This window comes from Candidatus Edwardsbacteria bacterium (assembly GCA_031082425.1).
Taxonomy (GTDB): domain Bacteria; phylum Edwardsbacteria; class AC1; order AC1; family EtOH8; genus UBA2226.
The window spans coordinates 55,379-76,046 of sequence record JAVHLB010000002.1 but is presented as its reverse complement, the minus strand read 5'-3'; the positions used below and the strand labels follow the sequence as shown (position 1 = coordinate 76,046).

The 20,668-nt window shown below is 56.2% G+C and carries 19 protein-coding genes and 1 tRNA gene; 12 read left to right on the top strand and 8 right to left on the bottom strand.

The window, feature by feature from the left end; genetic code table 11:
- Positions 1–36: 36 nt before the first annotated feature.
- The 8 genes from RDU76_02175 to RDU76_02140 all read right to left on the bottom strand — a co-directional run bounded on the left by RDU76_02175 (position 37) and on the right by RDU76_02140 (position 7,195).
- On the bottom strand, positions 37–690 hold the full coding sequence (locus RDU76_02175; GenBank protein ID MDQ7797736.1) for a YkgJ family cysteine cluster protein: 654 nt from the start codon (positions 688–690) through the stop codon (positions 37–39).
- A 13-nt stretch (positions 691–703) separates the two neighbouring features.
- Positions 704–1,456 carry an MBL fold metallo-hydrolase gene (locus RDU76_02170; protein ID MDQ7797735.1) on the bottom strand — a complete coding sequence of 251 codons (753 nt, stop codon included), beginning with the start codon at positions 1,454–1,456 and terminating at the stop codon, positions 704–706.
- Between the two features lie 21 nt (positions 1,457–1,477).
- Positions 1,478–2,359, bottom strand: a complete 882-nt coding sequence (locus tag RDU76_02165) for a hypothetical protein (protein ID MDQ7797734.1) — start codon at positions 2,357–2,359, stop codon at positions 1,478–1,480.
- A gap of 40 nt (positions 2,360–2,399) precedes the next feature.
- Positions 2,400–2,873 (bottom strand): isoprenylcysteine carboxylmethyltransferase family protein, encoded by a 474-nt coding sequence (locus tag RDU76_02160; GenBank protein MDQ7797733.1) that lies wholly within the window; start codon positions 2,871–2,873, stop codon positions 2,400–2,402.
- Between the two features lies 1 nt (position 2,874).
- The gene (locus RDU76_02155) at positions 2,875–3,804 is read right to left on the bottom strand and encodes an alpha/beta hydrolase (GenBank protein ID MDQ7797732.1); all 930 of its coding nucleotides are present in this window, start codon (positions 3,802–3,804) and stop codon (positions 2,875–2,877) included.
- A 20-nt stretch (positions 3,805–3,824) separates the two neighbouring features.
- The gene (locus tag RDU76_02150) at positions 3,825–4,568 is read right to left on the bottom strand and encodes a hypothetical protein (GenBank protein MDQ7797731.1); all 744 of its coding nucleotides are present in this window, start codon (positions 4,566–4,568) and stop codon (positions 3,825–3,827) included.
- A 51-nt stretch (positions 4,569–4,619) separates the two neighbouring features.
- Entirely contained in the window at positions 4,620–4,973 is a 354-nt protein-coding gene (locus tag RDU76_02145) for a GIY-YIG nuclease family protein (protein ID MDQ7797730.1), read from the bottom strand.
- 71 nt (positions 4,974–5,044) lie between these two features.
- Positions 5,045–7,195 carry a PBP1A family penicillin-binding protein gene (locus RDU76_02140; protein MDQ7797729.1) on the bottom strand — a complete coding sequence of 717 codons (2,151 nt, stop codon included), beginning with the start codon at positions 7,193–7,195 and terminating at the stop codon, positions 5,045–5,047.
- A gap of 220 nt (positions 7,196–7,415) precedes the next feature.
- Here RDU76_02140 and RDU76_02135 point away from each other — a divergent pair, with 220 nt between their 5' ends.
- The 12 genes from RDU76_02135 (at position 7,416) to tig (ending at position 20,661) form a co-directional block, all read left to right on the top strand.
- Positions 7,416–8,102, top strand: a complete 687-nt coding sequence (locus RDU76_02135; GenBank protein MDQ7797728.1) for a YggS family pyridoxal phosphate-dependent enzyme — start codon at positions 7,416–7,418, stop codon at positions 8,100–8,102.
- Between the two features lie 130 nt (positions 8,103–8,232).
- Positions 8,233–8,538, top strand: coding sequence for a YggT family protein (locus tag RDU76_02130; GenBank protein ID MDQ7797727.1), 306 nt, complete (start codon positions 8,233–8,235; stop codon positions 8,536–8,538).
- A gap of 18 nt (positions 8,539–8,556) precedes the next feature.
- Positions 8,557–9,288, top strand: coding sequence for a DivIVA domain-containing protein (locus RDU76_02125; protein ID MDQ7797726.1), 732 nt, complete (start codon positions 8,557–8,559; stop codon positions 9,286–9,288).
- Complete coding sequence (locus tag RDU76_02120) at positions 9,285–10,112, top strand: purine-nucleoside phosphorylase (protein MDQ7797725.1); 828 nt, start codon at positions 9,285–9,287, stop codon at positions 10,110–10,112. The genes RDU76_02125 and RDU76_02120 overlap by 4 nt, the downstream gene beginning before the upstream one ends.
- A gap of 68 nt (positions 10,113–10,180) precedes the next feature.
- Positions 10,181–11,095 (top strand): PfkB family carbohydrate kinase, encoded by a 915-nt coding sequence (locus tag RDU76_02115; GenBank protein MDQ7797724.1) that lies wholly within the window; start codon positions 10,181–10,183, stop codon positions 11,093–11,095.
- A 107-nt stretch (positions 11,096–11,202) separates the two neighbouring features.
- Positions 11,203–12,081, top strand: a complete 879-nt coding sequence (locus RDU76_02110) for a CsgG/HfaB family protein (protein ID MDQ7797723.1) — start codon at positions 11,203–11,205, stop codon at positions 12,079–12,081.
- 49 nt (positions 12,082–12,130) lie between these two features.
- Positions 12,131–15,382: an isoleucine--tRNA ligase gene (gene ileS / locus RDU76_02105; protein MDQ7797722.1), complete on the top strand. Its 3,252-nt coding sequence runs from the start codon at positions 12,131–12,133 to the stop codon at positions 15,380–15,382.
- A 15-nt stretch (positions 15,383–15,397) separates the two neighbouring features.
- On the top strand, positions 15,398–15,796 hold the full coding sequence (locus RDU76_02100; protein ID MDQ7797721.1) for a TraR/DksA C4-type zinc finger protein: 399 nt from the start codon (positions 15,398–15,400) through the stop codon (positions 15,794–15,796).
- A 7-nt stretch (positions 15,797–15,803) separates the two neighbouring features.
- Positions 15,804–16,352 (top strand): signal peptidase II, encoded by a 549-nt coding sequence (lspA, locus tag RDU76_02095; protein MDQ7797720.1) that lies wholly within the window; start codon positions 15,804–15,806, stop codon positions 16,350–16,352.
- 79 nt (positions 16,353–16,431) lie between these two features.
- A complete protein-coding gene (gene lptD / locus RDU76_02090; protein ID MDQ7797719.1) occupies positions 16,432–18,834 on the top strand; it encodes an LPS assembly protein LptD in 2,403 nt (800 codons plus the stop codon).
- A gap of 303 nt (positions 18,835–19,137) precedes the next feature.
- Positions 19,138–19,222, top strand: a tRNA-Leu gene (locus RDU76_02085).
- Positions 19,223–19,347: 125 nt separating this feature from the next.
- Complete coding sequence (gene tig / locus RDU76_02080; protein MDQ7797718.1) at positions 19,348–20,661, top strand: trigger factor; 1,314 nt, start codon at positions 19,348–19,350, stop codon at positions 20,659–20,661.
- Positions 20,662–20,668: the final 7 nt, after the last annotated feature.

The following is a 20,668-nucleotide window of genomic DNA, read 5'->3' as shown; positions in this document are numbered from 1 at the left end:
GGATTGAAAAGCCCCGCTTTATATAAGCGGGGCTTTTCAAATCTGCTGTACTTTCGATATCATCTTTTGGACGGTTTCCTTTTTGTTTCTGAGAAGATCTGGTCTTAAAAATACATCGTAACATTTGATGGCCAGAATGGCTAGCTGGCTGGGGTTGCCTGATAAGGACCCGGCTGGGAAAATTCTGGCGTTTTCTTTTAAAAACTCAGCCGCCGCCATTACTGCCGAATGCTGCCGGCGGTCCAGCGCATCTTTATATTTGAATCTCCATCGGCGCACTTGCTGATTGACAAGCTCTTTCTCCTTGCCTCCGGCATTTATACCGGCCGCGGCGAATATCCGGCAGTCATAATTACGGCAGGTTATCGGGCGGTCTTCATAGATCGAACACTGGCCCTTTATCAGCATAGGGCAGCAACCGTCCTTATCATAGCCAAGAACCATATTGCCCCTGGGAAGGCCCGGCGCCGGGAACAACAGTCTTTTATCTATTCTGGCGATAGTTTCAGTCTCTCCCGGTTTGACATGAATGAATTGCGAAGATCTGCAGCAGGCATTGCAATCGCCGCATTTTACATTGATCCCGGTCTCATTTTTCAATGCCTTCCGGAAACGGCGCAGCCAGGCTGAAAACTGACCGGCAGGGGGACGTTTTTCTTCAATGTTGGATATACTTTTTGGATAGCGCATCGTTTGCAGTTTTTCATGGTATTAAAATGTTATCGCCGGCAGATAATTTCCTTATACCGAATTCATCATAAAATCTGGCCAGGGTGGAAAGGTCTATGCAGTGCATGGGATAGATATGTTCGGGCCGTTCCTTTTTAAAATAACGGACGGTCCCTTCCACCGCCTTCGGATCGTTCCCAAACAAATGGAACCCGCCGATCACGGCGTAAAGCTTCTGTCCGGTCACCTGCTTGGCGTATTGGCATATGTTGCAGATGCCGGAATGCGAGCAGCCGGTGATGACCACCGCGCCGTTCTTGGTCTTGATGGCCATCGCTGAATCGTCAGGCATCCGCTTCCTTTTGAACAATCCTTTTTCAAAATTATTTACCCGGGGGATCTCCCCCAGATAAAAGATACCTTGGGAAAATTCCAGCGGTTCGGCAGAGGTGATGATCCTGAAATCCGTTTTTATCTTTCGGGTCTCTTTTGCCGGCAGCTGGGCGATCAATTCCGGATGAGCCACGAGTTTCTTTTTGGTCTTAAAACCATGATGTTGCAACCCGCCGACGTGATCCCAGTGGTGGTGCGACAGCACTATGAAATCCGTTCGGTTCAAATTGATCTTCAACTGTTCGGCATTGTGCCAATAAACATTGGTATGTCCAGCATCGAAGAGGATATTGACATCTCCGGCCTCTATCAATAGAGAAAGACCCCATTCGGCCAGAATGAATCTGGAGCCATTATGACCGGCCTGATTTTCGCAGAGGACTGTTATTTTCATGACGCAAGAAATATTCGCAGTTTACAAGGACTGGTTGTCAGGGAGGACCCGGTAATTTTTTTGAATATAGATGAATCCGGAGAAAACGATCAGGGCCAGGATGATGAAAACGACCAGATCCCGCATCATAAATGTGGGGTCATGGTTGAAATACATCACCAACCCCATGGCGTTGACCGCTAATATCATTGTAAGGAAAAAGCCATAGAACAGGTATTGTATGGAGTAGGTGGTATCGGGCCTGGTCCATAACAGATAGACGCTGACCAATCCCAGCGGGATGGAGAATCCCAGGTCGAAGATACGCACCACCCAGAAAGCGGTGGGCGCGATGTCATAGGCCCGGGCGGTGCCGGTGGCCATGACCTCCAATACCTCCTTGACCCACATGGAGGCAAAGACCAGCAGGAAGAACGAGAACAGGACCGAATAGATGATCAGAGGCTTTTTCTTGAAGCGGCTTTCCACCTTCTTGGGAAAGATGGAAATAGAATAAAGCAGGATCAGGAGGGACGCGATCAGGATGAAAAGGAAATAGAAGGTGTACCCCTGGCTGTTGCCGGAATATTCCGGGGAGCTCCACTCCCAGCCGATGGTGTAGCTCAGCACATAGTATATCAGATAGAGCGGGGTGATGATCAAGAGATGCTTTGATATTTGTTTCTTGAGGAAAAGTGTCGCCCCGCCGGCGATCAGGATGACGCTTAACAGGAAAAGGTTCACCAGATCCTGGCCGATCAGCTGATTGTTCAATATCTCTGCCGTCCTGTATTTGATCTGATGTAAAAACAGGGGGCCGTTGACCGCCAAAAATATAAGAATGATGCCGGTCACGATGGACAGAAGCCCCATAAAGATCCGTTCAAATGGGGTGCCAAAAGCGGTTTCATTATTGTTGTTCATGTTATGGCAGCTCCTTTCATTCTAATGGCAGGGGACATTATTACAAATATCTTCGGGTTTTTTGCCGGTAATCATAATAAGCTTTACCAAAGCTCTTTGACAGGAACTTTTCCTCTCCCAGAATTATCAAATGGTAAACTATCAGGCTGTATAGTCCAAGTGATATTATTCCGATATTCATTGTATATATGATGGAAGCCAGGGTCAGTAGGTCAAAGCCCAGGTACATCGGGTTGCGGCTGAAGCGGTACAGGCCGCCGGTCTTTAAAACAGTGTCCTCCTGCGGCAGGCCCAGCCGGGTGGATCGTCCAAGATTGATCAGGCTTACGACGATCAGTGAAAGGCCAACCAGGGATAAAACATAAGCAGTGTATTTTAACAGCGAAGACGAATATGTTTCTATGGCTGGGACACCCAGCACCGACAACAGTAATATGATCCAGGTTAAGTAACCGGATATTTTACCGGTGTAGAACAGGATCGGATTGATGGTGGTCTTGCCTATGAGATCCATATCAGGCCTTCAAATGCTTTTTGACAAACCCGCAGATCTGCTCCATCGCCTCTTTGGCCTCGGGGAACATGGGGGCGCAGGCCGGGTAGCAGTGGAACAGGCCTTGGCCCACGATCAATGTAACATCAACCCCGGCGGCCCTAGCCTTCTCGGCCAGGCGGGTGGAGTCGCTGAGCAGGGTCTCGTCGCCTCCTGCGAAGATCAGCATCGGCGGCAGGCCGCGTAGGTCCCCGAACAGCGGCGAGATCAGGGGCTGCCTGGGGTCGTTCTCCCCGGCATAGTACCGGCTGAAGGTGGTCTGGGATTCCTTCCAGCAAAGGGTGTCCTTTTGGGCGTTGAAGGTCCAGGATTCGCCGGAGTTGCTGAGGTCGGTCCAGGGCGAGAGGGCGATGGACCCGCCGGGCAGGGGAAGCCCCTGTTCCTTAAGGGCCAGCTGGGTGGCAAAGACCAGGTTGCCGCCGCCGGAGTCGCCCATGAACATCATATTCTCCGGCTTGATGCCGTGCGCCAGCAGATACTTGTAGGCGGCCACCGAATCGTTCAATCCGGCGGGGTAGGGATGCTCCGGGGCCAGGGAATAATCGAACAACAGGGATTGTATCCGGCACTTTTTTACGAACTTGGCCACTATGCCCCGGTGGGCCCGGATGGAGCCCACCACCAGCCCGCCCCCGTGGAAATAGAGGATGGCCTTGTCCCGGGGCGCATCCTGGGGCCTCATCCATTCGGCCGTCAGATTGCCGATCATGACCGGGGCCAGGCTGAAGCCGTCCGGCAGTTTGCCGAAGAAGTCCGCCCCCCGCTCGACCTCGGCCCGCAGAGCCTGCAGGGAGGTGTCCCCGTCGACCGTGGTGGTCCTTTTCTTCTGAAATTTCAGCAGGTGCCGGTATTTAAGCAGAAAGATAAAAAGGCGGCTTTGCCAGCTGGGCATAAAATATCCTAAATGGTATATTAGAATTTTACTGTGATGCCGGCCGTCAGGTAATGGAACAGGGAAAAGGTGTACACTTTGCCACCGCCGTCGGCGCCGCCCTCCAGCATCCGGTAGCCTATCCGGAGGGTATGGCTTTCCTTGGGGCTGTATTGAAAGGCCAGCAGAACATCCTCAGCCCGGCCGTAGGGCGACCAAAGGGCGTCGCTCTCCAACAGCAGGCCGGTCCTCTCGGTCATCTTATACTTGGCCATCAGATTGATCAGCGGTACCACCCCCAGATCACTGCGGCGGGCATAGGCTGAATCGTTCATCAGGGAGATATCGGCGCTGCGGATCTTGGCGGTCAGCCCAGCCCCCATAATGAAAACCGGTCCTTCAATCGCTGTGTAGCGGTAGGTCAACCGGTAGGAATCGAAGCGGTAGGTGGAATGAATTTCTGTGCCCTGGCGAAATATTTTCCCCTGAAAGGTGATATCCCTCTCCAGGATCCCGGTCCCCCGGACGGTAAGGGGCGCCGCCAAGATAAAGATGCTATGTCTCCCGGCCATGGTCAAACCTCCACGGGCCCTTAAAACCACAGCGGGGGATGATACGATCTCGTCGGCCAGGGAGAACCTGGTTCCGCTGTCGCTGGGGATCTGAACGTCATTGTATCCGGTGAAGGCCGCCCCTGCTTCAAGGTCAATAAATCCTTGGGCGAAAAGGCCGGACCCGGTACAAAAGAAAAGCAAACCGGCGATAAAATAAACCAGAAATTTCATTGGTCCCTCCATGACGGTTTTGTAAAGTTAATATCGGACAGGCGGACTCCATCATCGTTTGGTATGATAGCCCTTATCGCCGTAAGGCTGGAGCTTTTCGATCCAGATCTCCTCCAGGGCCTTAAGGTCTTTTGTGTAATCGTAGCTGACACCCTCCCGGGGCTCCAGATGATCAAGCACTTCAAAGGAAAAATTGCTTTCACCCAGGCTGGTAAAGTCCTTCTGCAGAGCCAAAATGGGATGAGATCCGTTCTTAAGCGTGAACTTCTGGCTATTGATGATGCCGGGAAGGTTCTTGGCCTTCATTAACAATATCCTGCCGTTGGTCAGATTTTTTATCTGCAAAATGCCCATCGGGGTGAGCGTTTGCTTGTATTCTTTTATCAGTTTCTTTCTATCGGTCATCAATATTCTTCTCTCTGGATTCCCGCCGGAGTTTATACTGAATGAAATGAAGTGCGAGAATGACAATTATGTCACGGTTTGAAATCCGGATCGTTCAGGCTGCCGCGGTCCAGTTGTTCGAAATTATAATCCTTGCTCTGCATGTTAAGGTTCTGCAGACGGTGGATATCGCAGCTCCTGGCCGGCAGGTTGGCCTTGAGGAATATCTCGCTCCTGGGGCTGGGGCAGGCCGGGGTGGCCAGCAGTCCGGACTCGGTGCAGATGGCGGCCGAGACGATGTCCCCCGGCACCGAAAAATCCTTGACTGGCAGGCTGTCGGTGGCCTGTTTCATGAAGGCCGCCCAGATGGGCAGGGCCAGCCCGGCCCCGGTGGCGCCCTCGGCCACGGTCTTCTTTTGGTCGAAGCCCACCCATACTCCGCACACCAGGTCCGGGGTGTAGCCCACGAACCAGGTGTCGGTGTAATCGTTGGTGGTGCCGGTCTTGCCCCCGGCCGGGCGGGTGAATCCCAGACTGCGGGCCGCAATCCCGGTGCCGTGGTCCACCACCGTCTTCATCATGTTGGCCATAATGTAGGCGGTCTGGGGGGACAGCACTTCCTCGGCGTAGGGATGGGTCTCCTCCAACACGGTGCCGTTCTTGTCCAGCACCTTAAGGATCATCAGCGGCTCCACCCGGATCCCGCGGTTGGCAAAAACGCCGTAGGCGCTGACCATGTCTATCATGCTGATGTCGGCCGAGCCCAGGGCCAGCGACAGCACCGCCGGCAACGGGGTCCGAATGCCCATCTTGCGGGCGTAGCTGATGACGGTGGAGGGCCCGACGCTCTGGATCAGCTTGACCGCTATCAGGTTCTTGGACAGGGCCAGCCCCCGCCTCAGGGAGGTGGGGCCGTCGAATTTACCGTCGTAATTGCGGGGATACCAGGGGTTGCCTGAGCCGTCATCCTCTATCACGATGGGGGCGTCCAGGATGACGTCGCCGGGGGAAAAGCCGTTGTCGATGGCGGCGGTGTAGATGAAGGGCTTGAAGGCCGAGCCGGCCTGGCGGCGGGACTGGATGGCCCGGTTGAATTTGCTGATCAGGAAATCCCGGCCCCCGATCATGGCCAGGATGTGGCCGTTACCGGGATCCAGTGCCAGCAGGGCGTCCTGGATATAGGGGGTGTTGACTATATCAGTCTCGACCTTGGGCGTTTTGAAATCCCTGCGCCGTGGAACCAGCCGGTAAAGGTCCTCCAGCTGTTCCATCCAGCGCTCGGAGACCTGATTGGCCGCTCTCTGCAGCTTGAGGTCCAGGGTGGTGTAGACCTGCATGGCTCCCTGGTAGATGGCATTGGCCCCGTATTTGGCCTCCAGGTATTTGCGGACCTCCTCCACGAAATAGGGGGCGTCATTGAGCCGCAATTCGCGGGGCTTGACCACTATCTCCGTCTTTCGGGCGGAATCGGCCCGGGCCCTGGTGATGGCTTCGGTGGCCACCATGGCCTCCAGCACGGTGTTCCTTCTTTTCAAAGCCGCTTCGGGATGGGTGTAGGGGGTGTATATCGATGGACCCCGCGGCATCCCGGCCAACAGGGCCGCCTGGGGCAGCGTCAAACTGTCCACGTCCCGGCCGAAATACATCTGGGAGGCGGTCTGGACCCCGTAGGCCCCGTGGCCGTAGTTTATCTGGTTGAAGTACAGCTCCAATATCTCGTCCTTGGAGAACAGCCGTTCGATCTTCATGGCCAGTATGGCCTCGGCGATCTTGCGCGACAGGGTGCGGTCCTGGGTCAGGAACATGTTGCGGGCCAGCTGCTGGGTGATGGTGGAGGCGCCCCGCAGCCGCTTGCTGCGGCGCAGCATGAAATCCTTGACCGCCGCGGCGTAGCCGAAAATGTCAACCCCCCAGTGAGAGCGGAAACTGCGGTCTTCGATGGCGATGGTGGCTTCGATCAGGTGTTTTGGTATCCGGGCCAGCGGGGCCACCACCCGATGCTCCTCGGAGAATTCGTAGATCAGATGGCCGTGGCGGTCGAAGACCTTGGTGCCCTGTTTGGGCTGCATCTCCTGCAGGGCCCGGGTGGAGGGCAGCCCCCGGCTGTAGAAGGCGAAGGTGCCGGCCCCGAATCCCGTCACAAATATCAAAAACAGCCCCAGTAAAAAGAGGATCCGGAAAAAGTTCCTCCGGGCCTTGCGGTTTAAGGTGATGGGAAATTTTCCCCGGTAGAATTTTGCCATGATCGATTTTTCCGTAAAAGGTTGAAAAGATAACGATTATGACGGGGTTTCGTGCCGGCAGTCCATTCAGAAAAAGACGATGGCGTCGGAAGCCCCACTGATCAGGATAATTCTAAACCTAAAATAAAGGATAGTCAAGCAGAAAACAATGCCCAGCAATGTTGATGGAGGGCATTTTTGTATTGCAAATGGGGCTTTAAATGAGATATAATAATATGTTATGCAACAAGTAGGGGATAATCTAAAGCGGCTTGGCAAAAGCATCGACGATGCTTGTCGGAGTGCCGGGCGGCGACCGGAGGATATCACCCTAGTGGCGGTCACCAAGACCTTTCCGGCCGAGGTTATCGAACTGGCCATAGCCGCCGGGGTGGACATCATCGGGGAGAACCGGGTGCAGGAGGCTCTGGATAAATACTCCCAGATAGGCACCAGGGTAGAGTGGCACCTGATAGGACACCTGCAATCCAACAAGGCCAAAAAGGCGGTGGAGATCTTTTCCCTGATCCACTCCGTAGATTCGGTCGCTCTGGCCCGGGAGGTGGGGCGGAGGGCCCGGCAGATGGGCAAAAATCAGGAGGTTCTGCTGGAGGTCAACACCTCCGGGGAGCCGCAGAAGTTTGGATTTGATCCTAAAGAGGTTATAAATGCCATAAGGGACCTAAAGGATATAAAGGGGATAAAGGTACTGGGGTTGATGACAGTGGGGCCGCTGACGGATGACACCGCCAGGGTCCGGGGATCTTTCAGAATGCTGAAAAACATATTCGATGAGATCAGGCTTCAAGCCATACCCAACATCGAAATGAAGCACCTGTCCATGGGGATGTCGGGAGATTACCCGATGGCCATCGAGGAGGGGTCCACCATGATCCGGGTGGGCAGCGCCATCTTCGGTAGCCGGTGAATTTGCCCACGAAACACACGAAGACAGGCGAAACATTTACATCCAGATAAAATTATCTTTGCGTTCTTGGCGTCTTTGCGGCAAAAAAATCAGGCAATCACGGTTAATCTTTATTAATAACGACGGATAAATGATCCTTTTGGCAAACTTCATAATCGCACTGGGAAAAGCGCTGGCCCTGGCCTTGGATGTTTACATGTGGGTGATCATAATCCGGGCGCTGATCTCCTGGGTCAACCCCGATCCCTTCAATCCCATCGTCCGGCTGCTGGCCAGGCTGACCGATCCGGTATTAAGGCCCATCAGGAGGGTGGTCCCGCTGGGGAGCATCGGGCTGGACCTCTCTCCGATGCTGGCCATACTGGCCATATTCTTCGTCAGGAATTTTCTGGTGGCCAGCCTGATCGAATACGGTTATCGTTTAAAAATCTATTGAAATTAAGGAGGAGTCGCCATGAAACTGACCCCCTTGGATATAAGAAAACAGACCTTCAAGAAGAAGCCCATGGGCGGGCTGGACCCGGCCGAGGTCCAGGCCTTCCTGGAGATGGTGGCCGGAGAGTTCGAAGAGCTGATCCGGGAGAACACCAGCCTGGCCGAGAGGATGCAGGGGCTGGACGGCAAGATTGACGATTACCGCCGGATGGAGAAGACCCTGCAGGACACCCTGATGTCGGCCCAGAAGACCTCGGACGAACTGCGGGACAACGCCGAACGGCGGGGCGAGCTGTTCATCAAGGAGGCCCAGTTCAAGGCCGACCAGATCATCGGCGAAGCCCGGGCCCGGCTGATGGATTTGCAGCGCCAGATAGCCGACCTTAAGAACGTCCGCAGCAGCTACCTGGCCAAGCTGCGCAGTCTGGTGGATTCGCATCTGGAAATGCTGCAGACCCAGGAGATGGATTCGGGCATCAGGATCCAGACCAATATATTCTCGGCCATGAAGAAGGAAGATCGGGCCGGGAGCCAGCCGCCGGAGCAGCCCAAGCCGGAGATCTCCCAAGATGAGCCCAGCTTGGCCGATATGAAGAAGATGCTGAGCACCCTGATGAGCACCGCCAAGATCCGCGAGACCGATGAAATTCCGGCGGCCGAGTCCGAGAAGGACGACTTGCCGCCGCTGATCAACGACGGGCCGGAGCCCGAAGGAGAGATCGACCACAGCGACAGAGAGGAAGCGAAATGAGCGGCATGATCAAAATGATAGACCAGGCGGCCGATCATATAAAGGGCAAAACCAGGGTCAGCCCCAGGATCGGCATCATATTGGGCACCGGCCTGGGCGGGCTGGTCAAGGAGATAGACATCCAGGATGCCATCCCCTACCAGGAGATCCCCCATTTTCCGGTGTCCACCGTGGAGAGCCACGCCGGCAAGCTGATATTCGGGCATCTCTCGGGAAAACCGGTGATGGCCATGCAGGGCCGCTTCCATTACTATGAGGGCTACAACATGCAGCAGGTGACCTTCCCGGTGCGGGTGATGAAGGCGCTGGGGGTGGAGATCATGATTGTCTCCAATGCCTGCGGCGGGGTCAATCCGGCCCACCGGGCCGGCGATATCATGCTGATCTCGGACCATATCAACCTGATGGGGGACCATCCCCTGATCGGCCAAAATTTCAACCAGCTGGGCCCCAGATTCCCCGACATGTACAACCTCTACGATATGGATCTGCAGAAGCTGGCCGAGCAAACCGCCCTGGAGGAGAAGATCAAACTGCAGAAAGGCGTCTACCTGGCGCTGACCGGTCCCACCCTGGAGACCGGGGCCGAATACCGGATGGTCCGCCTGCTGGGGGCCGATGTGGTGGGCATGTCCACGGTGCCGGAGGTGATAGTGGCCCGCCATTCGGGAATGAAGGTGATGGGCTTTTCCATCATCACCGACATGGGCTTTCCCGAGGCCATGAGATCGGTCAGCCTGGAGGAGGTCATAGCGGTGGCCGGCCAGGCCGAGAAAAAGTTCGTACAGCTGGTCAAGAGCGTGATAGCCAAGATAAAGGTATAAAAATTAAACAGGGTTGAAACGATCAAACGTCCTCAACGATTTGAACTTTTGAACAAAGGTAGACATTTATGCCCATGTTAGTGGTCGGCTCCATCGCATTGGATTCGGTCAAAACGCCCTTTGGGGAGACCAAGGAGGCCCTGGGGGGAAGTGCCCTGTATTTTTCCTCGGCCGCCAGTTTTTTCACCCAGGTCAGCTTGGTGGGGGTGGTGGGGGAGGATTTCCCAAAAGATAATATCGAGTTTCTGGCCCAGCGGGGGGTCGATCTCTCCGGGCTGGAAGTGGTGCCGGGCAAGACCTTCCGCTGGACGGGTTCCTACCAATACGATATGAACGAGGCCAAGACCCATGCCACCGACCTCAACGTCTTCGAGGGATTCCGGCCCAAGCTGAAACCGGAGCACGAAAATACCGAATTTCTCTTTCTGGCCAATATCGACCCGGTGCTGCAACAGGACGTCATCTCCAAGGTCAAGGGACCGAAAGCCATCGGCTGCGACACCATGAATTTCTGGATCAGCGGCAAGAAGGACGAACTGTTGAAGACCATCAAAAAGGTGGATATCATGTTCATCAACGACGCCGAGGCCCGGCAGCTGGCCGGGGTGCCCAACCTGATAAAGGCGGCCAAGGCCATCAGAGCCATGGGCCCCAAGATCCTGGTGATAAAAAAAGGCGAGCACGGGGCCATGCTGCTGACAGATGATACGGCCTTCACCGTGCCGGCCTATCCCCTGGAGGATGTGTATGATCCCACCGGCGCGGGCGATTCCTTCGCCGGCGGTTTCATGGGATATCTGTCATCCAAGGGTGAGATAAATGACCGAAACCTACGCCGGGCCATGATCTACGGCAGCGTGATGGCCTCCTTCAATGTGGAGAGCTTCTCCCTGGAACGGCTGAAGACATTGACCCGGGAGGAGATCGAAAAACGCTTCAAGGAATTCAAGAAGCTGTCGCATTTTGAGGAGACCGAGGTGTAATGGAACGCGGATCAACCCGGATTGGACAGATACCCACTGATTTTTTGGCAACATCTTTTTAGGCAGGTGATAAACATTGACCTTTAATTGAAACTGGGAGAAGGGTAATGAAAAAAACTCTGATGTCGGCAATGGTTTTGATCATGACGGCGTCGATCGCCCTGGCTCAGGCTGCCCAAAAAACCGCGGTGGCGGTGATGCCGCTGCGCGGTTCGGACATCTCCGAGACCGAATCCAAATTCCTGACCGAGCGCCTGACCATCGAACTGCAGAGGACCGACAGCTTCGACGTGCTGGAGCGGGACAAGATGGATGAGATCCTCAAGGAGCAGGGTTTCCAGCAGACCGGGGCCTGCGACGAGACCGCCTGCCTGGTGGAGGCCGGAAGGCTGCTGCCGGTGCAGAAGATGGTCGGCGGTTCGGCCGGCAAGGTGGGCAACATCTACTCGGCCCAGGTCCGGCTGATAGATCTCAAGACCGGCAAGGTGGAAAAAACAGCCACCAGGGATTATCAGGGTCAGCTGGATTTCCTGCTGACCGCCGGCATGCGGGAATCGGCCGAGGAACTGGCCGGGATACTCAAGCCCCAGGAGAAGGTCCCGGTCCAGCAGCAGATGAACCAGCAGACCGAGACCATGATGCGGGGCTTCATGGAGGCACAGTACGAGGACAAATCCAAATCGAAGGGTTGGGCTATCTTTTGGTCGGTGATCCCAGGTTGCGGCAACTTTTACGCCAAAAATTACAAAGCGGGGGTGCTTTTCCTGACGGCCGGGCTGATGACCCAAAGTTTATGGGTTGAGAAACAGGACGAATCGAAAAAGACTTGGGGGTTTATCCATTTGGGCGTCAGGGTGACCGACTGCGTGGTGGCGGTGAAAAGCGTAAGCAGTTATAATGCCAACCTTCGTAAAAAACTGGGCCTGAGCTTTCAGGTCACGCCTTTCGATAAACGCCCGGCGTTGGCGTTAAGCAAAGAATTCTAAATTCAGATGACACATATATAACCCTCAGTATCACTCAACAAGGCTGACAATGTACCAAAGCGTTCCTCAAAATCTGGACTTTCCCGAACTGGAAAAACGGATACAAAAGTTCTGGGAAGACAGCCAGACCTTCGAAAAACTGGCGGCCAGGAACCGCGGGGCGGCTCAAAAATTCCGTTTCGTGGACGGACCGATCACCGCCAATAATCCCATGGGGGTGCATCACGCCTGGGGCCGCACCTACAAGGACCTGTACCACCGTTACAAGGCCATGCAGGGCTACGACGCCCGCTACCAGAACGGCTTCGACTGCCAGGGTCTGTGGGTGGAGGTGGAGGTGGAGAAGGAGCTGGGCTTCAAGTCCAAAAAGGACATCGAAACCTACGGCATAGATAAATTCGTGGAGAAATGCAAGGAGCGGGTGGACAAGTTCTCCCAGGTACAGACCGAGCAGTCCCGGCGGCTGGGCTACTGGATGGACTGGGACAACTCCTATTTCACCATGGCCCCGGACAACAACTACGCCATCTGGCATTTCCTGAAAAAATGCCACGACCAGGGCTGGATCTACCGGGGCACCGACGTCATGCCCTGGTGCACCCGCTGCGGCATCGCCCTCTCGGACATGGAGATCGCCACCGAGGGCTACCAGGAGATGACCCACAAGAGCGTCTACGTCCGCCTGCCCATCCTGGGCCGCGACAGGGAATATCTGCTGGTCTGGACCACCACCCCCTGGACATTGACCTCCAACACCGCGGTGGCGGTGCATCCCGACTTCACCTATCTCAAGGTGCGCCAGGAGGGAAATGTCTATTACCTGGCCAAGGGCCGCAAGGAGGTCCTGAAAAACGATTACCAGATCCTGGGCGAATTGCCCGGCCGGGAACTGGTGGGCCTTAAATATGAAGGGCCGTTCGATCACCTGCCGGCCCAGAAGGGCATCCAGCACCGCACCGTGGCCTGGAAGGAAGTGACCGAAGAGGACGGCACCGGAATGGTGCACATCGCCCCGGGCTGCGGCAAGGAGGACTTTGCCCTCTCCAAGATCGAGGACCTGAAAGTAGTGGCCCCGCTGGACGAGGCCGGGGTCTACCTCCCAGGCTTCGACTGGCTGACCGGCCAGAACGTAAGCCAAGCGGCCGAGGCCATCGTCGAGGACCTGAAGAAACGGGGGGTGCTGTACTACGCCCAGAAGATAACCCACCGCTATCCCGAATGCTGGCGCTGCCACTCGGAACTGGTGTTCCGGCTGGTGGACGAGTGGTTCATCAGCATGGGTCCGGTCTACGACAAGCCCTACGGCCAGGTCACCGCCGAGGAGAAAAACAAAAGCCTGCGCTACCGGATCATGGATTCGGTCAGCCAGGCCCGCTGGATCCCGGACTACGGGCTGGACCGGGAGCTGGACTGGCTGAAGAACATGGGAGACTGGTGCATCTCCAAAAAACGCTACTGGGGGCTGGCCCTGCCCATCTTCCAGTGCGCCTGCGGCAATTTTGAAGTAGCCGGCGGTTACCAGGACCTGAAGATCCGGGCCGTCTCCGGCTGGGACAAATTCGACGGCCACACCCCGCACCGGCCCTGGGTGGACCAGGTCAGGGTGAAATGCTCCAAGTGCGGCCAGGACGCCGCGCGCATCCACGATGTGGGCAATCCCTGGCTGGACGCCGGGATCGTGATGTTCTCCACGGTGATGCCGCCGGAGAAATGCTACACCCCCGGCAAGGAAAGGTCCGGGAAATACCGTTACGACCCCTCCCAGGCCTATCCCGCCAACCGGGAGTACTGGCAGCAGTGGTTCCCGGCCGAGTTCATCACCGAGAGCCTGCAGGGCCAGTTCCGCAACTGGTTCTATGCCATCCTGACCATGAGCACCGTGCTGGAGGGAAGGGCGCCCTTCCAATGTCTGCTGGGCCACGCCCAGGTCAAGGATGAGAAGGGCGAAGACATGCACAAGTCGGCCGGCAACTCCATCCCCTTCGATGAGGCGGCCGGCAAGATCGGGGCCGACCTGATGCGCTGGGTGTTCTGCTGCCAGAACCCGGTGGTCAACCTGAATTTCGGCTACCACACGGCCACCGAGTTCAAGCGCAAGCTGCTGACCCTGCACAACGTCTATTCCTTCTACATCACCTACGCCAAGCTGGACGGCTTCGTCCCTAAGGGTAAAAGGCTGGACAAATGCCAGCTGACCCTGCTGGACAACTGGATCCTTTCCGAGCTGAACCTGCTGGTCAAGAACATCCGCCAGAATCTGGATGACTATGATGCGGCCTCGGCCTGCAAGAAACTGGAGGCCTTCACCGAGGACCTCTCCACCTGGTATGTGCGGCGGTCCCGGCGCCGGTTCTGGAAATCGGAATCCGACTCCGACAAGGAGGCCGCCTACCTGACCCTGTACACCTGCCTGGAGACCATGATAAGACTGATGGCGCCCATCATGCCGTTCTGGGCCGAGGAGATGTACCAGAACCTGGTGCGGTCGGCCGATGCCGCCGCCCCGGAGAGCGTTCATCTGGCGCAATACCCGGAGGCAAACGAAAAATTCATCGATCAGCAGTTGTCTCAGGAGATGTCTTTGGTGCGCAAAGCCGTATCTCTAGGGCACGCCGCCCGCAAAGACTCTAAACTCAAGGTCCGCCAGCCGCTGGCCCGTTTGCTCTACAAAGGCGAAAAACAGAAAGATTGGACGATCGTTGAGAAATATCAGGATATGATCAAGGATGAAGTGAACGTCAAAACCGTGGAAGCCATCGAGGATCCGGAAAAGCTGATCCAATACAGGGCAAAAGGGCTGGTCTCGAGGCTTGGTCCTAGATATAAAAATCTGGCGGGCATCGTCAAGGATCTTGTGCCCAAAATGACCAGTGAACAGGTCAAACAACTGATGCAGGATGGCAAATTCACTTTACAGGCTTCAATGCCGGTGGAAGTGTTTATCGAGGATATGGAGATAACCACCGAATCAAAGCCGGGGTTCAGTGTCAAGAATGAAGGCCAGGACCTGGTGGCACTGGAGACCGTTCTGACCCCGGAACTTTTGGCCGAAGGCCTGGCCCGGGAGCTGGTGCACAAGATCCAGAACCTGCGGAAGGATTCCGGACTGGAGGTGGCCGACCGGATCAGGATAACCTACTCGGGCGACGCCGAGCTGGAGGCGGCCATGAAAATACATGACCGTTATATCAAAGCGGAGACGCTGGCGGTGACCCTGCAGAAGGTCGGCGTTGTGACCGGGCAAAAAATTGAGATCAACGGCAAAGAAATAACAATAGCAATCAATCACGCACAAACCTAAGGGGGAAGAATTGGTATGAACAAAAAAGACCTGCAGCATTACGAGCAGAAGCTGATCGCGGAGAGAAAACTATGCCTGTCGGAGCTGAGCAGCATCGAGAACGGCGAACTGATGGTGAACCAGAAAGAGGCCTCCGGCGATCTGTCTTCCTACTCCTTTCACATGGCTGATCAGGGCTCCGATACCATGGAAAAGGAGAAGAGCGTTTTCCTGGTTTCCTCCAAAGGGAAGGACCTCTACGAGATAGACCAGGCCCTGTATCGGATGAAGGACGGTAAGTTCGGATCCTGCGAGAAGTGCGGCAAGGAGATCGAGAGGGACCGGTTGGATGCGGTGCCCCACGCCAAGCTGTGCATAAAATGCCGGATCGCCGAGGAGAACGAGACCAAGAACAAGAACAACCAACCTCACTAGACGGCCGGTGACCAACAACAGCCTCAATAACCGGGTGATCCTGATGGCCGTGGCCATTGTGGTCTTCTTTCTGGATCAGGCCAGCAAGATACTGGTGCAGGGTTCCATGACGCTGGGCGAGAGCCGGCAGGTGCTGGGCGACCTGCTGCGCTTCAGTTACATTCTCAATCCCAACGGATTGATGGGCCTTTCCTTTGGCCCCTGGACCCGGTATCTGTTGCTGCCGCTTTCCCTGGTGGCCCTGGCGGCTATAATATATTTCTATTATCGCTGGCAGGGAAGGAATGTTCTGGCGGCGGTGTCCCTGGGGATGATCCTGGCCGGGGCGGCCGGCAATCTGTTGGACCGCTTCCGCCAGGGGGCGGTGGTGGATTTCATCGACTGCGAGTTTCCCGACATCAGCCTGGCCCCGTTCAAGTGGGGCTTGGTAAAGTTCGGCGGCTATCACCTGGAGCGCTGGTATACCTTCAATATCGCCGACAGCGCTGTGCTGATAGGGGTGATAATGCTGCTGCTGATCACCCTCAAGGAGGAGTCGCAGGCCAGGCCCGAATGAAGGGGTCCCTGCGGGAGTTGATTTTTTAACGTTTTTGCGATCCCTATTCACCAGTGCAACATCCAACCTATTGCGGATAATGAACCGTTTTTCAAATATATGCTGGCGGCAGCCTTTAAAAAGCTGGCCGCTGTTGTTATTTATCGGGGGCTTGATCCTGGGGCATCCGTCGCCCGGCCAGGCTCAGGGGCCGGAGGCCTTGTTTGCTGATAGGCTGCCGGAGGGAAGCTCCGCTGCGGCGCCTGCCCAACCGGAAGATCCGGACGACAGCCTCCGGGCAGCTGCCGATGATCTTTGGGACCTGCCCGGCGACGACAGCAGCCGGACGGCCATCAGGTACCGGGCCAACACTATAGAATACGATGTCAGGAACAGCCTGATCCAGCTGTCGGGCGATGCCCAGGTGCGCTACAAGGATATCAAGGTGGTGGGCGACACCATCGAATTCGACACCAGGCGGCAGACCCTGACGGTGCGGAAGGACCCGGTGCTGTACGACCGCAGCGACTCCATCTACGGCGACCGGATGGTGTATGACTTCAAGGCCCGAAGGGGCTGGATATACAACGGCCGGACCAAGTTCGACCGGGGGCGCTACTGGGGGAGGAAGATCCGGCAGGTGGAGGCGCGCACCCTGAATGTCGATTATGGAAAATACACCACCTGCGACGCCGATCAGCCGCATTATTATTTCTGGTCCCGGCGGATGAAGATCTATCTGGATGACAAGATCGTCGTTCAGCCGGTGGTGCTGTGCTTCAGCGATGTCCCGGTGCTGGCCATTCCCTTTTGGTTCTTTCCCTTAAGAAGGGACCGGCACTCCGGCTTCATGGTGCCGCGCTTCGGGTCCAGCGCCTACGAGGGGGTGTTCGCCAAGAACATCGCCTATTACCAGGTGATCAGCGACCAGGCCGATGCCATGGTGGCGGTGGACATGCTGGAGAAGGTGGGATGGCGGGGCAATCTGGAGGCCCGCTACATCCGGCCGGGTAAAATCTCCTCCAACCTCAATTTTTCCTATTTGGAGGACAAGGCCCCGCTCCGCAAAAGATGGACCCTGAACGGCCTCTATCAGCATACCCTGGGAAGAAGGACCTCCATCTCCGGCGCTGGTAATTTTGTCAGCGACAAATCCTACAGCCGGGATTTCTCCGAATCCCTGGAGGAGAGGCTGGACCGGAACCTGCACTCCTATTTTTCCTTCAACCACTCCTGGAGCCGGGCATCAATGCGGGCGGCGCTGGACCATTACGATAATCTGGACCTCCAGACCACCTCCAGCCGGCTGCCGGAGGTTTCCTTCAGCCTGTACCAGAAGGAGCTGATACCTGGAGCACTGAATGTATCCGGCAACAGCCTGGCCCTGGTGCAGAGGAACAGCGATTCCCTGAGCGTCAGCCTGAGGGAGGGCTGGGATAACCGGGCCGAGCTGGGCTCCAACATCAAGCTTCTCCGGTGGATCAGCCTGAATCCGCGGCTGACCCTGAGGGGCACCTGGTTCGACCGGGACGTCTTCGGCCGGCCCAACGCCTGGCGCTGGCTGTATTCCGGCGGCCTTTCGGCCACCACCACCCTGTATGGCATCCTGCCCCTGAAGATCGGTCGGTTGCAGGGTTTCCGGCACGTGCTCCAGCCCAGCCTGTCCTATTCCTACGCCCCGGAGATCAACCAGTCCCGGTTCCAAAACTTCGGCTCCATCGGGGGGATGTACCGCCAGAGCTCGATGAGCCTGTCGCTGAACAACAGTTTCCAGACCCGGTATCCCAAGGGAAAGGAGACGGTCAAGCTGGACCTGGCCTCGGCCTCGCTGGGGGCCAACTACAACTATCTCAGCACCGATAAAAAATGGTCCAGCATCAGCTTCAACAGCAGCCTGCTTCCCGGCAACCGATATTTTGACTGCCGCCTCAGTTCCTATTACGACCCCTATCTGCGGCGGTCGGATAACACCAGCCTGTATCTGGGCCTGAGGTTCTCCGGGACCTGGCTGGGCAAAAGGGAGATCCTGCCCGATTCCGCCGGGCGGGACACCTCGATTGCCTTGCCTGCCGAAGATTCAGGTCTTAGCCTGCCGGACTCCCTGCTGACAGCATCCGGAGATTCGTTGAAACCAGATTCTCTGATGGCCGACAGCCTGGACCGCCGGGAGGTCCGGCCTCGGATAAAGGTCGGCCTGCCCTGGTCGTTCAATCTGGGATACGACCAGAACTGGAGCCGCTATTACGACAACGCCAATCTGCAGGGGACCTTGAACTTTGACATCACCAGGAACTGGAAGGTCAGCTACGGCAAGTATTACAATTTAAAGGCCGGGGAGATGGTGTCCGAGAGCTACTCCATCTATCGGGACCTGCACTGCTGGGAGGCCAGGTTCAGCAGCACCCGAAGCGGCGTTTACTGGTCATACGAATTCCGGATAAACCTGAAGGCCATACCGGAGCTGAAGGTCCACATACCCAAATCGGGCAGTTCGGGATATTAGCTGCCGGGGATGGGGCACGAATAGAACACGGATCTTCGGGGATTTTATTGCTGGTCAGACTAGGACGAACCAAAGCATTAGCGGGTTGAACAGGCTTTCTGGATCCATAAATCTTTTTTCTACCAGGAATTCTTACGACACAAAGTTTACGTGTTTTAATACCACCAAAGGGCATAAACCCGGGGAGGTTGTTATGCCGGGCCTTGAGGAAAAGCCATGGAATTTACAGTGCTTTGAACGCCAGTCGTTTATCTTGACGGTATAATTTTTATCTGTTATAATTAACTTTCATATCAAAAACCAGCGAGGGTGGCGGAACTGGCAGACGCGCCAGACTTAGGATCTGGTGCCGCAAGGCGTGGGGGTTCAAATCCCCCCCTTCGCACCAAAATGGCAGAAAAGTCTCTACATACGGTTATGGTTAAAAGTTAAAGAAGTTTAACCGGTTTCAGCAAGCTGTCCCCTGGGGAATGAAAAACTCAAAAATTCAATATACAAATCTAAGGAGCAGTTTTGAAAGTCGAGATCAAAGAGCCCAAATCCTGGCAGAGGATATTCGAGATAGAGGTGCCCAGCCAGCAGTTGAATGAGGCCATCGAGGACCTGTACCAGGAGTACGGCCGAAAGGCCAAGATCCCGGGCTTCCGCCCCGGCAAGGTGCCCCGGACGGTGCTGGAGGCCAGGTTCGGCAAGGGCATCGAGGCCGAGGCCATCGAGCGCCTGGTGCCGGAGTCCTACGAAAAGGCCCTGGTGGAGAACAAGCTGGTACCGGTCAACCGGGCGGTGATCTCGGACCTGGACATCACCTCCGATAAAATGCTCAAATTCAAGGCCACCTTCGAGATCCTGCCGGCCGTAACCCTCAAACGCTACCAAGGCCTGCCGGCGGTCAAACGCTTGCGCCAGGTGGCCGATGAGGACGTGGTCCGGGAGATCGAGTTCCTGCAGAACATCTACGCCGAATACAACACGGTGGACCGGGTTTCGGCCCAGGGCGACCGGGTGATCATAGATTTCAAGCCCATCTCCGGGGTGGACCATCCCGAGAAATCCCAGGGCGAGAATTATACCATCGACCTGGGGGCGGCCCAGGTGATGCCGGAGTTCAATGATAATCTGACCGGGGTCAAGGCCGGCGACGTCAAGGATATATCAGTCCAGTACAAGGACGACTACCAGGCCCGGGAGCTGGCCGGCAAGACGGTGGTCTTCCAGGTGACGGTCAAGGAGGTCAAGGAGAAGAAACAGCCGGAGCTGAACGACGATTTCGCCAAGAAGGTCAGCGAGTACCAGACCATAGGGGAGCTCCGGGAGAAGATCAAATCGGGCATGGTCGCCCGGGCCGAGACCGAGGCCATGGAGGGGGTGCGGATCCAGGCGGTCAACGCCCTGATAGACGAGAACCCGGTGGAGCTCCCGGAATCGCTGGTAAAGGAGCAGACCGAGGGCATGGTGGCCGAGGCCAAGGAAAGGCATCTGCGCCAGCACAACCATCCCGACAAAAAGGACTGCCCGGAATGCGGCTGGGACCAGGAGAAGATGCTGGCCCAGTACAAGCCGGCCGCCGAGTGGAAGATAAAGGAGGACCTGTTCCTGGCCCAGGTGGTCAAGTCCGAGAACATCCAGGCCGGGCCGGAGGAGATCGAAGAGGCCATAGAGGACTGGGCCCGGCATAACCGCACCGATCCGGCCGAGATCAGAAAGGTATTGCAAAAGAATCCGGAGCGGATGGACGACCTCAAGGACCGCTTGGCCGCCAATAAGGCCGGGCAGATGCTGGCCCAGTGGGCCGAGGTCAAGCTGGAGAAGATCGCGGACAAGAAATGATCAATAA

Bases quoted from the DNA above. Each gene is read 5' to 3' on its own strand.
- RDU76_02145 (MDQ7797730.1), bottom strand. From the start codon at position 4,973: ATGACCGATAGAAAGAAACTGATAAAAGAATACAAGCAAACGCTCACC.
- RDU76_02165 (MDQ7797734.1), bottom strand. From the start codon at position 2,359: ATGAACAACAATAATGAAACCGCTTTTGGCACCCCATTTGAACGGATC.
- RDU76_02140 (MDQ7797729.1), bottom strand. From the start codon at position 7,195: ATGGCAAAATTCTACCGGGGAAAATTTCCCATCACCTTAAACCGCAAG.
- RDU76_02115 (MDQ7797724.1), top strand. From the start codon at position 10,181: ATGCCCATGTTAGTGGTCGGCTCCATCGCATTGGATTCGGTCAAAACG.
- RDU76_02155 (MDQ7797732.1), bottom strand. From the start codon at position 3,804: ATGCCCAGCTGGCAAAGCCGCCTTTTTATCTTTCTGCTTAAATACCGG.
- RDU76_02160 (MDQ7797733.1), bottom strand. From the start codon at position 2,873: ATGGATCTCATAGGCAAGACCACCATCAATCCGATCCTGTTCTACACC.
- RDU76_02150 (MDQ7797731.1), bottom strand. From the start codon at position 4,568: ATGAAATTTCTGGTTTATTTTATCGCCGGTTTGCTTTTCTTTTGTACC.
- RDU76_02125 (MDQ7797726.1), top strand. From the start codon at position 8,557: ATGAAACTGACCCCCTTGGATATAAGAAAACAGACCTTCAAGAAGAAG.
- RDU76_02100 (MDQ7797721.1), top strand. From the start codon at position 15,398: ATGAACAAAAAAGACCTGCAGCATTACGAGCAGAAGCTGATCGCGGAG.
- RDU76_02110 (MDQ7797723.1), top strand. From the start codon at position 11,203: ATGAAAAAAACTCTGATGTCGGCAATGGTTTTGATCATGACGGCGTCG.
- RDU76_02120 (MDQ7797725.1), top strand. From the start codon at position 9,285: ATGAGCGGCATGATCAAAATGATAGACCAGGCGGCCGATCATATAAAG.
- lptD (MDQ7797719.1), top strand. From the start codon at position 16,432: ATGAACCGTTTTTCAAATATATGCTGGCGGCAGCCTTTAAAAAGCTGG.
- RDU76_02135 (MDQ7797728.1), top strand. From the start codon at position 7,416: ATGCAACAAGTAGGGGATAATCTAAAGCGGCTTGGCAAAAGCATCGAC.
- RDU76_02170 (MDQ7797735.1), bottom strand. From the start codon at position 1,456: ATGAAAATAACAGTCCTCTGCGAAAATCAGGCCGGTCATAATGGCTCC.
- RDU76_02130 (MDQ7797727.1), top strand. From the start codon at position 8,233: ATGATCCTTTTGGCAAACTTCATAATCGCACTGGGAAAAGCGCTGGCC.
- ileS (MDQ7797722.1), top strand. From the start codon at position 12,131: ATGTACCAAAGCGTTCCTCAAAATCTGGACTTTCCCGAACTGGAAAAA.
- RDU76_02175 (MDQ7797736.1), bottom strand. From the start codon at position 690: ATGCGCTATCCAAAAAGTATATCCAACATTGAAGAAAAACGTCCCCCT.